A 12,547-nucleotide genomic window follows, 5' to 3' on the forward strand; every position below is an offset into this window, starting at 1 on the left:
ATTTCGCGGCTATGCCTCTTTTGTTTTGTCCTGGCGAATCGCGCGCCTAGTTGCTCTGCGCCGCTTGCGACGCGGCGCTGTTTTGTGCCACAGGCGTCGCCGAAGCTGCCGGCAGCGGCGCGGGCGCCGCCACATCGCCCGTTTCGCGATTCATTTGCGCTGTATCCCAGCCACCGCCGAGCGCTTTCACCAGACCCACCGACGACACCATCCGCTGCCCGGCGATGCTCTCCAGTTTCTGCTCCGCGGTGAAGGCGGTGGTCTGCGCGGTCAGCACGTTGACGTAGCCGACCGTACCCGCCTTGTACTCGTTCGTGACGATGGCCAGCGCCTGCCTGGCCGAATCCACCGCTTGCCGCTGCACGACGATTTCCTGTTCGAGGATGCGCTGCGAGGCGAGATTGTCCTCGACGTCCTGGAACGCCGCCAGAATCGTTTGACGGTATGTCGCGACGTCCTGATCGTAGACGGCGCGGGCGGCGTCGGTCTGCGCTTTACGCAAGCCGGCGTCGAAAATCGTTGCGGCGAGTTGCGGGCCGAGCGTCCAGAAGCGTGACGGCGCGGTCAGCAATTGCGAGAACACCGAATTCTCGAAGCCGCCGGTGGCCGACAGTGTCAGCGACGGGAAGAACGCGGCGATTGCGACGCCGATCTGTTCATTCGCTGCTGCCGCCTTGCGCTCAGCCGACGCGATATCCGGGCGCCGCTCGAGCAGCGCCGACGGCATCTGCGCGGGCACGGCGGGCGGTGTGGCGGTGAGCGGCATCGGCGGAATCGAGAAAATCGAGGCCGGTTCGCCGACAAGGACGGCGATCGCGTGCTCGTCCTGCGCGCGCTGTACACCATTGTCGATTGCGGCCGCTTGTGCCGATTGCAGCTGCGTTTGTGCCTGAATCACGTCGGAGCGCGCGGCGACGCCTGCTGCGTACTGGTTCTGCGTGAGTTGCAGCGAGCGCTGATAGGCCGCGACGGTATCGTCGAGCAGCTTCTGGGCGGAGTCGAGCGCGCGGAGCGAGAAATAGGTTTGCGCGAGCGTGGCCTGGGCGGACAGGCGCGCATTCGCCAGATCGGCGGCCGCGCCTTGCTGACCGGCTTTCTGCGCATTCACCGAGCGCGTGACCGAACCCCACAGATCCGGCTCCCAGCTTGCATCGAGTTGCACATTGAAGCTGTTGCTGACGCCGGAGCGGCTCGAGGCGGTGGTGGAGTTGCCGCTCGACGACGAACCGTTGCCCGAGCGCGTGGCGCCTGCCGAAGCACCGACAGTCGGGAAATACGCCGCGCGTGCTTCGCCGACCAGCGCGCGAGCTTGCCGGTAGGCGGCGGCAAATTGGGCGATGGTCTGGTTCGACGCGTTCAGCTTGTCTTCGAGCGCGTTGAGTTGCGGGTCTTCGTAAATGCTCCACCAGTCGCCGCGGTCTTGCCGATCGGCCGGCTGGGCGACTTTCCAGCCGGGGGCGGCTTCCTTGTAGGAAGCTGGGATTTCAGCGCCGGGCGTTTTGTAGTCGGGGCCGACCGCACAGCTGGCCAGCAGGGTGGCGAGGGCCGCCGATACTGCAATAGTCAAGGCGCGGGGCGTAATCGTCCGCGCGCGCGAGATTCGATCAAACTGCATGCAATGGATTCCTTCTGGACGCCGCAGTGCGGCCGTTGGCGGCACTGCCGGCCGAGATCATGGCTCTGCCGGGATGTTAGCGTATGGAGCCGCTCAGGCGCGGAAAACTGAAAGGGTAATGCGGGGGGAGAAGGAGGTGTGTTACTTAGGGTGTCGGGATGGTTACATGCTATTACCGGCTTCGTTGCCTTTGAGGGCGGCAAAAACGCCGCTCAGGCAACGAAGGACGGTTTTATCAGACAGGAATTAAACCCGCGAATCCGATGAAGTAGTCTGCCGGGCCAGCTTTCCAGCCGCAGCCCGACACGGCGCACCTAAGCGCGCCTGGCAAGCGCCCGCAGGGCTGGTGGCGGCACTCGTAGCTACAATGGCACTCGACACTGCGACGGAGGACACCGATTCCTCTGGGGCCGCCTTAGCCCCCTTCTGCCCCCGCCGATGCTCCGCCCACGCAAGCACCGCGACCCCCACCGATCCACCGGGCAGCACGAACAGCACGGCGAACAACGCCAGTTTCCACCAGCGATGCGGCCCTTGAAAGGTGCTCAGCGCGGAATCGGTCAGGGAGCGGCTCAAGCCGCCAAGGGTGTTTTTGAGGTACAGCATCGGGAAGATCCTTTTCGCACGGCGCCGTTGCGGCGTGCAGACAATCGGTCAGAACATGGTCTCGGGTGGCGCGGATCGCGCGTAACTCGTTGCCTACAATAATATTGACTATGCAATTAAATTTCAAGATACTTTGCTTCGCGCGGAGTGAGGGTGTTGTTTTTTGCGCCGCCCGCGCTGCGCGAAATGAAATTTGACTTGTCTGCTTAGGCAGCTAAAATCCGTTCTGCTTGACGATGTTCCCGGATACACGATGAACGATGGGCCCTACAACGCGGACGAGATTCACCTCGAATCGAGTCTTGGCTATTACCTGACGAAAGCACGAAACGTGCTTTTCGCGCGGATGGACCGTGCGGTCAAACCGTTAGGACTGACCACCCAGCAAATCGGTGTGATTCTGCTGTTGTCTGCGCAACGCGCGAGCACGCCGTTCGAGCTGTCGCGCGTCATGTCATACGACAGCGGATCGATGACGCGTTTGCTCGATCGCCTTGAAAAGAAAGGCTTTGTGATGCGCTCACGCAGTGACGCCGACCGCCGGATGGTCAAGCTGGAGTTGACGCCGCAGGGTCACGAAGCCGCGCAGCAATTGCCCGCTCTGGGCGCCGCCGTGTTGAACGAGCAATTGCGCGGATTTTCCGCCGCGGACCATGCCGCCTTGCTCGACCTGCTCGGCCGTTTCATTGCGAACGGCATCGGCGAGGAAGCAAGCGCGTGTTGCGGGCTCGGACCGTCGCAGGAATCGCAGGAAGATTCACCCGAAGAGCCGTTGCCAGATCACGGCGGGCAGTAATCAGGAGGCGTTTTTGCACGCGCCATCGTTTGAAAATGTCTGTCTGGGCAGAGGGTGATCCAGCATGTAAACGCGCCACTCAGTGGGTGCGATAAAGCTGCCGCGACAAGCTTTCCCAGTTGAGGAGAAACACATGGCTGCTACGGCTCCCGCCGAAGCCCTACCTGCCGCCGAACTCACCCCGCTCAAAGGCGGGATGCTGGCGTTGCTCACCGTCGGCCTCGCGCTCGGCACGTTCATGGAAGTGCTCGACACGTCGATCGCGAACGTCGCGGTGCCGACCATTTCCGGCAGCCTCGGCGTGGCGACCAGTCAGGGCACCTGGGTCATCTCATCGTATTCCGTGGCCTCGGCGATCGCGGTGCCGCTGACCGGCTGGCTCGCGCGGCGCGTCGGCGAAGCGCGGCTGTTCACGCTGTCGGTTCTGCTTTTCACGATCGCCTCGGCGCTGTGCGGCTTCGCGCACAACTTTGAGTCGCTGATCGCGTTCCGGCTCCTGCAAGGGCTCGTCTCGGGGCCGATGGTCCCGCTTTCGCAGACGATTCTCATGCGTTCATACCCACCGGAAAAGCGCGGACTCGCGCTCGGCCTCTGGGCAATGACCGTGATTTGCGCACCGATTTTCGGTCCCGTGATGGGCGGCTACATCACTGACAACTACACGTGGCCGTGGATCTTCTACATCAACGTGCCGATCGGGTTGTTCTCGGCGGTGTGCGCGTTCCTGTTGCTGCGGGGTCGCGAGACCAAGGTCACCAAACAGCGGATCGACGCGGTCGGACTCGCGTTGCTCGTGATCGGCGTGTCGTGTCTGCAGATGGTGCTCGATTTTGGCAAGGATCGCGACTGGTTCAACTCGACGTTTATCGTCACGCTGGCGATTATCGCGGTGGTGTCGATTGCGTTCCTGCTGGTGTGGGAAATGACGGACAAGGAACCCGTTGTCGATCTCTCGCTATTCAAGGATCGTAACTTCGCGCTCGGCGTGGTGATTATTTCGTTCGGGTTTATGGCGTTCTTCGGGTCAGTGGTGATTTTCCCGCTCTGGTTGCAGACCGTGATGGGTTACACCGCTGGACTTGCCGGTTTGGCGACCGCCCCGGTCGGCATTCTCGCGCTGTTTTTGTCGCCGATGATCGGCAAGAATATGCATCGGCTGAACCTGCGCATGGTGGCGAGTTTTGCGTTCATCGTGTTTGCGTTCGTGTCGTTCTGGAACTCGACTTTTACACTCGATGTGCCGTTTAATCATGTGATCTGGCCACGGTTGGTGCAAGGCATTGGTGTCGCCTGCTTCTTCGTGCCGATGACGACGATTACGTTGTCCAGCGTGTCCGATGATCGGCTCGCTAGTGCTTCTGGTTTGTCGAACTTTTTTCGGACTTTGTCCGGGGCGATCGGGACGGCGATCAGTACGACGTACTGGGAGAACGATACGATCTACCATCATGCGATGTTGACCGATTCGGTGAATGTTTATTCAGCGAATACGAACGCTTTTACCAATGCGTTGGGGAGTCTTGGGCTTTCTGGTGATGGTGTCACCGCGCAGTTGAATCAGATCGTTACGGCGCAGGCTTATATGATGGCCACTAATGATTTCTTCCGGATTTCCTGTGCGGGGTTTCTTGTGCTTGCTGTGCTGGTTTGGGTGACTAAACCCAGGAAGGGGGTTGGGCCTTCTATGGGGCATTGAGGTTTTTTTTGCCTGTGCGGCGCTTGTTGGTTGTGGTTTTATGGTGTTGGCTTTTCCTTGGTATGGCTTCTTTGGCCTTTCCTTGAATTGTTATTGGTTTATTAGCGTTGCCCCTGTGCGGGGCGGCACCTACTTCTCTTTGCCGCCGCAAAGAGAAGTAGGCAAGAGAAAGCGGCTCACACCGCTAATTCTTAAGTGGGGCCCCCGCACAGTCGCGGTAGTGGTGCATCTGGAATCTGTGTTCTCGCACATTCCACGTTAGTGACAAGGGCGTCATACTTCCGGCGGCGCTGCGCGCGCCGATGGGGACTTCTTGAACTACCCCGCCGCATTTTGGGCGGCGGATTGTTCTCAGGCCACACCCGCGTTTCATGCGTGAGCGTTTTCTCCTCGCTGACTGCATTATCGGTTAGTTCCCCTCACTGCGTTATCGCTTCCCCACTCGTTCCCGGGATCGATTGTCCTGATGTGTCCGGGTGCATAGCTGTTGGCGCAGGTTGCGAGGGTTTTTCGCCGCTCTGCGGCGCGGACGTCACCGTGCCTCGTACGTATTCCTTGAAATCGGCGCCCGCTTCCCATGGGTTCGGTTTGCAACCCAAAGAGCCGTCGCAATGCGCTGCAAACCCGATCGTCGCTGTGCCGTCCGGGTTCGGTGTGCGCGTAATCTGGTACGCCAAGGCGCGCCTGCCGCCGTCCGGGCCGGCAGTCTGGATCAACGTGTCCGTCGCGGATTCGACCTTGTACTTCGAATGGCTCGTTACCCACGTCTGCGCACGTTGCCACCAGACATCACACTCGGCTTTGTTCGAACACGTCAACGGCGTTGTCGCGATCTGCATGACGTCCGGGTTGACCTGCCCCTGCGTCGAACATCCCGCCGTCGCCACCAGGCATAGCCCGGCCAACAGACCTTTTTTCATCACGGTGAAGCCTCCCTCTCTGGAGCGTGTCATTCAAGTTGGACCGCATCCCCGGCGTGGTGTTTCATACGCATCCGTGAATCGTCAAACAAGCGGAGATTTTGCCGGGTTGGTCGACAGCCAGCATCGATTTGCGTAGACGTTACCTGTGCGCAATAAAAAAGCGGCCCTCAAGGCCGCTCTCTGCTTCGCAAATGAAAATGCCGTTCAGTGTTAACTGAACGGCATCAGGCCGCGGCCTACGTTCGTCGGTTAGACGCTAAAGCGGTTCAGGGTGTACGCCCGGTATGCCGCGACAAACGCGTCGAATGAACCGACCTCTTCCTGTTCAAGTTTGGCTTGCTCTGCCAGCGATTGTGCAGCGAGGTCGGTGAATTCCTTTGTCTGCGCGGCGTCTAGCGGACGCGAGCGGAACCAGGCGGCGTGCGCTTCGCTTTGCTCGAGGCTGAACGCGAGGAAACTCTGCTGCTTGTCGCGCATCGTCTGCAATACGCGCGCGGACGGCGTCAGCGAGGCATCCGCCAGTTTCGCGCGCTGAACCGCCACGGCGCGCGCATGCGCGTCGCCACCGTGCAACGCATCCAGCGTTGCCGCGGCTGCGTCGATCTTGACGAGCAATTCGTTGGCCCAATCCAGCATCGCAACCGGTCGGCTGTCGCGCGTCAGTTCAAGGCCCGGCTTGCGGCCTTCCATCGTCACGCGGCCGAAGTTCTGATTCGCCTCCGCATACGCGTCCGGCGGCAGCGGCGCGCTGTCGTCGAGCGCGCAGACCAGCAGGTAAGCGTCGAGAAAACGCGAGGTCTCCAGTGAAATGCCGGTGGGCTCAAATGGATCGATGTCCATGCAACGCACTTCGACATACTGCACACCACGCGCAGCCAATGCATGCAGCGGACGCTCGCCCGGATACGTGACACGCTTCGGACGAATCGTCGAATAAAACTCGTTTTCGATCTGCAGCACGTTCGTGTTGATCTGCACCCACTCGCCGTCGCGTTGCGTGCCGATCGCCTCATACGCGGGGTACGGCTGGCTCACGGCCTTCGCGAGCGCGTCGAGGTAGCCGGGCAGCGTGTCGTAGTCGGCGTGCAGCGCGGCTTGCGCGGTGGTGTTCGAGTAGCCGAGATCGCTCATGCGCAAACTGGTCGCATACGGGCGATACAGCGTGTCGGCGTCGAACGTTTCGAGCGTGTGTTGGCGATCGCGCAGGAAGCGGCGATCCAGAGCCGGCGACGCGCCGAACAGGTACATCAACAGCCAGTTGCTGCGGCGGAAATTGCGGATCAGCGCGAGGTAGCGGTCGGACTGAAAATCGACGGCGGTTGCCGTGGATTGCTGATCGGCATGCAACACGCGCCACACTTCTTCGTTCAGCGAATAGTTGTAGTGAATGCCCGCAATGCACTGCATGGTGCGGCCGTAACGGAGCGCCAGGCCAATGCGGTAGACGTACTTCAGTTTGCCGATATTCGACGATCCGTAGCGCGCGATTGGAATACCGTCGTCTGTTTCGGGCAGCAGGCCCGGCATGGAGCTGTTCCACAAGATCTCGTCGCCGAGTTCTGCGTAGACAAAACGATGCAGCGTATCGAGCTTATCGAGCGTGATCGCGACGTCGTGCTCAGCCGGCGTGATCAGTTCGAGCAGCGCTTCGGAATAGTCGGTGGTGAGCGACGGATGCGTGAGTGCCGAACCGAGCACGCGCGGATGCGGCGTCATGGCGAGCTTGCCGTCGTGCGTCACGCGCAGGCTTTCCTTTTCGATGCCGCGCAAGCCACGTACCAGCGCATCGCGCCGCGGGCCTGAGGTCAGCACGGAAAGGCGGTGCGAGAACGCGTCGTTCGTGCGGGAGGATGTCGTGTTTGGCATTGATGCGAGTCGGGCGTTGTCGGCCGCCATGTGCCGCTTCACTGCTTATGTGCAGCACTGCGCGGTTGACAACGTTCGGCGGAATTTTCGGGTAGCGGGCACTTTAACATCTCGCCACGGCGGCTGCTTGAGGCCGCTCCGGCCGGCCCTCGGACCACTCAACTCTGCCTATTTTCAGGATGAATCGGCCTGTCCTTTGCCTTGTCACTCTACCCGTCACGCGCCTGAGGCGCGATCCGCGCTTGTCCCCGGTTGGCGTACGACCTTAGCCGCCACGCGAGGACGCTAGCCCCGGTCCGCCAGCCTGTGCGGCGGTGCTCCCTGAATGTTGTATGACCTTAGTCACCGCATGGGGGCGCCGGTCTGGTCGCTACATCATGCTGCCTCGCTCTCCCTGCCCGCGATACCCTCTCAGCCGCCGCGCGCGGCCCCCGCCCGATCCGCCACCTCGTTCCACAGATGCATCGCCGCATACGCGCGCCACGGCCGCCACGCGTCGGTGCGGGTGCGTTGCTGCGTGGGCCTCACGAGCGAGGGATCGCGGGCGCAGATCGACTGCATCAGCACGAGGTCCCATGCGGGCCACGCGTCGGCATCGCGCCAGGCGCGCATCGCCACATACTCGACTGTCCATGGACCGATGCCAGGCAGGGCGAGTAACGCTGCACGCAGGCTGTCGGCGTCGGCGATGCTGCTGTCGAGCGGCACCTCGCCTGAAGCGACCGCTTGCGCGAAGCCTTGCAACGCCGCTACGCGTTTACCCGGCATGCCGATCTTTTCCAGTTCCACAGTCGCGAGCGCGGCGGGCGTCGGAAAGCGCCACGCGGTGTTCTCATGCGGATGACCTTCGATACGTTCGCCGGCGCGCTGCACCAGCCGTCCGATGATCGTGGTCGCCGCCTTCACGCTGACCTGCTGCCCGACAATGGCGCGCACCACCAGTTCGAAACCCGACCACGCGCCTGGCACACGCAAGCCAGGCACGGCGTCGATCAACGGTGCGAGCCATGGGTCGGCGGATAGTTCGTTGCCGATCTTCTTCGGGTCGGCGTGCAGGTCGAACATTCTCGCGATCGGCGCGGCGAGCGCGTCGGCATGACGGCTCGCGGGACCTTGGATGTTGGCGACGATGCAGCGCTTGCGCGGATGCAGGCGCACGGTCAGCGTGCCGCTGTCGCCGGCCCAATCGATCGCGCGGCGATAGGTGCCGTCTTCGACCGCTTCGACGCCGGGCGTCGCGCGTCCGCCGAAAAAGCGCAGCAGACGCGGCCAGTCGAAGGGTGGTTTGAACGGTAGTTCGAGTGTTGCGACGTCGTCAAGCGCGCTCACGCGGCGTGGTCCATGTCGGTGGTGGTTGCATTGGCTGCGTGCTCGCGGCGATCGGGTTTATCGGGCGAAACGTCGCCCGCGTGCCGCGCTTCGTTGTCGAGCAATGCGGCCTTGCGCGGCAGGCCCCAGCGATACCCTGCCAGCGCACCGCCCTTTTGCAGCACCCGATGACATGGAATCGCCAACGCAACCGGATTCGTCGCGCACGCGCTCGCGACCGCGCGCACGGCCCGCGGCGAGCCGACCGCTTCCGCAATCTGGGAATAGCTGCGCGTCTCACCGTAGGGAATGCGCCGCAGCGCGTCCCATACACGTTGCCGGAATGCGGTGGCGGCGATATCCAAAGGCAGATCGAAGTCCTGACGGGTACCGCGCAGATAGGCGTCGATCTGGGCGATGAACGGTGCGAGGCGCGTTGCGTCCTCGACCAGCTCGGCGTTGGCGAACTCGCCGCGCAGGTCCTCGGCGAGTATCGCGGCATCGTCGCCGAAACCGATTTTGCAGATGCCTTTGTCGGTTGCGGCGACAAGCACGAAGCCGAGCGAGGTCGATGCGCTGGCGTAACGCACGGTGAGCCCCGCGCCTTTGCGGCGAAACGCGGACGGCGCCATACCCAATTCCGCCGAGGCGCTGTCGTACATCCGCGACGGCGAGCCGAAGCCGGCATCGAGCGTGGCGCGTGTCACGTCCGAACCGCTCTGCAACGCGTCGCGCAATGCGGCGCCGCGCTGCGCGGCCTGATACTGCCGCGGCGACACCCCCACCACGCGCTTGAACAGACGCTGCAAGTGGAACGGGCTGACGTGCACGGCGTCGCTTAATTGTGCGAGCGTGAGGCGCTGCTGCGGATCGGCATCTAGCGCGGCGCAGGCGCGATTGACGATCTCCAGCTCGCGCGGCAGGCCGCCGGGCTGGCAACGCTTGCAATCGCGATAGCCCGCGGCGCGCGCGGCGTTTGCGTCAGTGAAGAAAGTAACATTTTCGCGGCGCGGCTGGCGCGATGCGCACGAGGGGCGGCAGAACACGCCCGTCGTTCTGACCGCGTAGAAGAACGCGCCGTCGGCCTGCGCCTCGCGGCGGGTGACGGCTTCCCAACGCTCGGCGTCGGTGGCCCAGCTGGTGGTGCCGGCGGCGGTTTCGGCGTCGATATCGGTATGGTCGGTGCGGTTCATGATGGTCCCGGAAAGACGGTGTCGATGCTCACCAATGTAGGCCGCATGCCGACACACTACGCCCCGGTTCTTGCTCTGTCATTGCGCTTCCCCGTAGGTTGGAAGCCCCGCCAGGCGCTCGTCTCGCCGCAAACTGCGACAATTTGGCACGATATCGGGTTTTCCCTTAAAAAGTTATTGCGTCGCACCAACCCCATGTGTATATTAGTACTTGTCTCCTCCATGTCTCCTCCTGATATGGATTCAGCCCGCTCCACATAGAGCGGGCTTTTTTTCGTCTGAACATTCCTGATCTGTCCCTTGCGACCGGTTCGCGGCCTGCTCTCGCTGCGCCGTCCTTTCTTCTAAACTGTGGTGGCTATTCATCCATTCTGCGAAGCAGCCAAGGGGCGTTCGACATGAAAATCCACATTCGCGAGATCGACCACATCGTCATTCGGGCGTCGAACGTTCCGGAGATGAGGCGCTTTTATTGCGAGGTGCTCGGTTGCAGCGTCGAGAAGGAGCAGCCCGATCTGGGCCTGACGCAGTTGCGCGCGGGGCGCTCGCTGATTGACCTGTTAAAGGTTGGCGCGAAGCTCGATCACCCCGAAAACGGCGTGCCGGGCGCGGGGCGGAATATGGACCACCTGTGTTTGCGCGTTGAACCGTTCGATGCCGAGGCGCTCAAGGCGCATCTGGCCGAACACGGCGCGCGGCCTGGCGAGGCGGCTTTGCGCTACGGGGCGGATGGATTTGGGCAATCGCTGTATCTGTTCGACCCGGAGGGCAATATGGTCGAGCTCAAAGGGCCGCCCGAAGCGGCGCGCGCGACGTCGCTGTAATTACCAGGCGCTAGCGGGCGCCTTCAACACCGTCCACTCGATCTTCACCGCATCCGCTTCGGCGCTGCCGAGCCATGCCTCACCGTCCTGCACGGTGCATTGCAGGCGCATGGTCCGCTCGGCGAGCTTGCCGAGCGCGGCGGCGATGTCTTCGCCGAGCGTCCACACCGTCACATTGCGCATGCGTTCGACCTTGCCGCGCACCCCTTGCCACCAGATGTCCGACGTGCGCCCGCCATAGGCGATCACGATCACTTCGTTCGAGCGGCCGCTCGCCTTGGCAATGCGCCGTTCGTCCGGCTGGCCGACTTCGATCCAGGTTTCGATCGCGCCGGTGAGATCCTTCTGCCAGAGGTCCGGTTCGTCGACATCCGACAAACCTTTGCAGAATTCGAGGCGTTCCTGCGCAAACAGCGCGAACGCGGCGACGCGGACCATCATCCGTTCGTCGGTTTCCGAGGGATGGCGGGCGATCGTCAGGGAATGGTCGGCGTAGTAGTGCCGGTCCATGTTGGCGATCTGGAGTTCCGCCTTGTAAATTGTCGATTTTAGAGCCATGCCGTTACTAAACCAGGCGCTCGCTCCACCGGAGCGAACAGAAAAAGAATCGTCGACGGCGCGTTGCCGTTTTCCGTGTTTGTTGTACATCGCGTGCTCCTCCCGAGCCGAACGTCGGCTGCCATTGCGACTATTGCAACGGGAGAAGCATTTATCGCGCCACTGCCGGCTCGAAAGCGGTGCCGTAGACCTCGGAAGCGGCTTCCCGCAAGGCTCCGAGCACGACGGAGGCCGCCGGCGAAAGCAGGTGCGACTGGCGCGTGATGATACCGAATGTATCCATTCTGCACGGTAAATCGATCGGTACCTGCTTGAGAACACCGTACTGTTGGTACTGGCGCGCCACTTCATCGGGTAAAACCGCCAACATGTCGCTTTGAAGCAATAAGCTCGAAATCGCCAGAAAATTGTTGGTATTGACTACATTTTGGGGTGGATTCAGTCCAATCTGTGAAAACATCAGATCAAAGCGATGGCGCAAAACGCTGCCCGGTGGGTGCAAAACCCAGCTCGCGTTGACGATTCCACGCAGTGTCAAACCTGTTTCATTTTCGAGAGGATGGCCGGGGCGCGCCACCACACACAGCGGTTCGTCGGCGAGCGGTTCGTAGCGGACTTCGGTCTTGAACTGGTTTTGCCGCTCCAGCACCCGGCCGATCATGATATCCAGTTCGCCTTCGGCGAGCTTCGGCAGCATAACGTCTGACGTCTCCACCTCCGCCCAGATTTGCAACTGTGGATAACGTTCTTTCACGCTGGCGATGGCGCGCGGCACCATTGTCGCGGCGGCCGCGGCGATCACGCCGATGCGCACCTGGCCTGCCAGACCGGCGCGCAGTGCGGAGATTTCGTCATGCGCATGGCTGAGATTCGAGAGCACCATGCGCGCGTGACGGATCATCACTTCGCCGTACAGGGTGGCGTGCATGCCGTGCGGCGTGCGGTCAAACAGGCTCACCTCCAGCATGTCCTCCAGCTCTTTCAGGAGCCGCGAGGCGGCGGGCTGGGTCATGCCGAGCACGTCCGCGGCACGCCGGACGTTGCCCTCCTCTTCCATCGCCGCGAGCAGCAGCAACTGCCGCGTCTTGAGTCGCGCACGCACGAACCAGTTCGAGTAGCTACGCGTCATGGGCCTGTCTCCTTATGCGGCTTGATGCCGTCT

General features: G+C 62.2%; 11 protein-coding genes. 3 read left to right on the top strand and 8 right to left on the bottom strand.

What is annotated here, in order from left to right:
• Nucleotides 1-46 precede the first annotated feature (46 nt).
• Entirely contained in the window at nt 47-1,615 is a 1,569-nt protein-coding gene (locus PQR40_RS10930; protein ID WP_408508971.1) for an efflux transporter outer membrane subunit, read from the bottom strand.
• 246 nt (nt 1,616-1,861) lie between these two features.
• On the bottom strand, nt 1,862-2,221 hold the full coding sequence (locus PQR40_RS10935; protein ID WP_408334930.1) for a hypothetical protein: 360 nt from the start codon (nt 2,219-2,221) through the stop codon (nt 1,862-1,864).
• A gap of 253 nt (nt 2,222-2,474) precedes the next feature.
• On the opposite strand from PQR40_RS10935, the gene PQR40_RS10940 reads away from it, so the two are divergent.
• On the top strand, nt 2,475-3,017 hold the full coding sequence (locus tag PQR40_RS10940; RefSeq protein ID WP_408334933.1) for a MarR family winged helix-turn-helix transcriptional regulator: 543 nt from the start codon (nt 2,475-2,477) through the stop codon (nt 3,015-3,017).
• 133 nt (nt 3,018-3,150) lie between these two features.
• Nucleotides 3,151-4,713: a DHA2 family efflux MFS transporter permease subunit gene (locus PQR40_RS10945; RefSeq protein ID WP_408239151.1), complete on the top strand. Its 1,563-nt coding sequence runs from the start codon at nt 3,151-3,153 to the stop codon at nt 4,711-4,713.
• A 419-nt stretch (nt 4,714-5,132) separates the two neighbouring features.
• Here the strand turns inward: PQR40_RS10945 and PQR40_RS10950 are convergent, their stop codons facing one another.
• The 4 genes from PQR40_RS10950 to ada all read right to left on the bottom strand — a co-directional run bounded on the left by PQR40_RS10950 (nt 5,133) and on the right by ada (nt 10,003).
• Entirely contained in the window at nt 5,133-5,633 is a 501-nt protein-coding gene (locus PQR40_RS10950; RefSeq protein ID WP_408508972.1) for a hypothetical protein, read from the bottom strand.
• Nucleotides 5,634-5,885: 252 nt separating this feature from the next.
• Nucleotides 5,886-7,502 carry a glutamate--cysteine ligase gene (gene gshA, locus PQR40_RS10955; RefSeq protein ID WP_408508973.1) on the bottom strand — a complete coding sequence of 539 codons (1,617 nt, stop codon included), beginning with the start codon at nt 7,500-7,502 and terminating at the stop codon, nt 5,886-5,888.
• 411 nt (nt 7,503-7,913) lie between these two features.
• Complete coding sequence (locus tag PQR40_RS10960; RefSeq protein ID WP_408508974.1) at nt 7,914-8,831, bottom strand: DNA-3-methyladenine glycosylase family protein; 918 nt, start codon at nt 8,829-8,831, stop codon at nt 7,914-7,916.
• The gene (ada, locus tag PQR40_RS10965; protein ID WP_408334939.1) at nt 8,828-10,003 is read right to left on the bottom strand and encodes a bifunctional DNA-binding transcriptional regulator/O6-methylguanine-DNA methyltransferase Ada; all 1,176 of its coding nucleotides are present in this window, start codon (nt 10,001-10,003) and stop codon (nt 8,828-8,830) included. Before ada ends, PQR40_RS10960 begins: the two co-directional genes overlap by 4 nt.
• A gap of 398 nt (nt 10,004-10,401) precedes the next feature.
• Between ada and PQR40_RS10970 the strand changes: the two genes are divergently transcribed.
• Nucleotides 10,402-10,827 carry a VOC family protein gene (locus PQR40_RS10970; RefSeq protein ID WP_408239136.1) on the top strand — a complete coding sequence of 142 codons (426 nt, stop codon included), beginning with the start codon at nt 10,402-10,404 and terminating at the stop codon, nt 10,825-10,827.
• Here the strand turns inward: PQR40_RS10970 and PQR40_RS10975 are convergent, their stop codons facing one another.
• Nucleotides 10,828-11,385 carry a YaeQ family protein gene (locus PQR40_RS10975; protein ID WP_408393336.1) on the bottom strand — a complete coding sequence of 186 codons (558 nt, stop codon included), beginning with the start codon at nt 11,383-11,385 and terminating at the stop codon, nt 10,828-10,830. It abuts the gene before it with no gap.
• Between the two features lie 151 nt (nt 11,386-11,536).
• Nucleotides 11,537-12,514: a LysR family transcriptional regulator gene (locus PQR40_RS10980; RefSeq protein ID WP_408508975.1), complete on the bottom strand. Its 978-nt coding sequence runs from the start codon at nt 12,512-12,514 to the stop codon at nt 11,537-11,539.
• Nucleotides 12,515-12,547 lie beyond the last annotated feature (33 nt).

The organism is Paraburkholderia sediminicola (assembly GCF_046026855.1).
GTDB classification, from domain to species: domain Bacteria; phylum Pseudomonadota; class Gammaproteobacteria; order Burkholderiales; family Burkholderiaceae; genus Paraburkholderia; species Paraburkholderia sediminicola_A.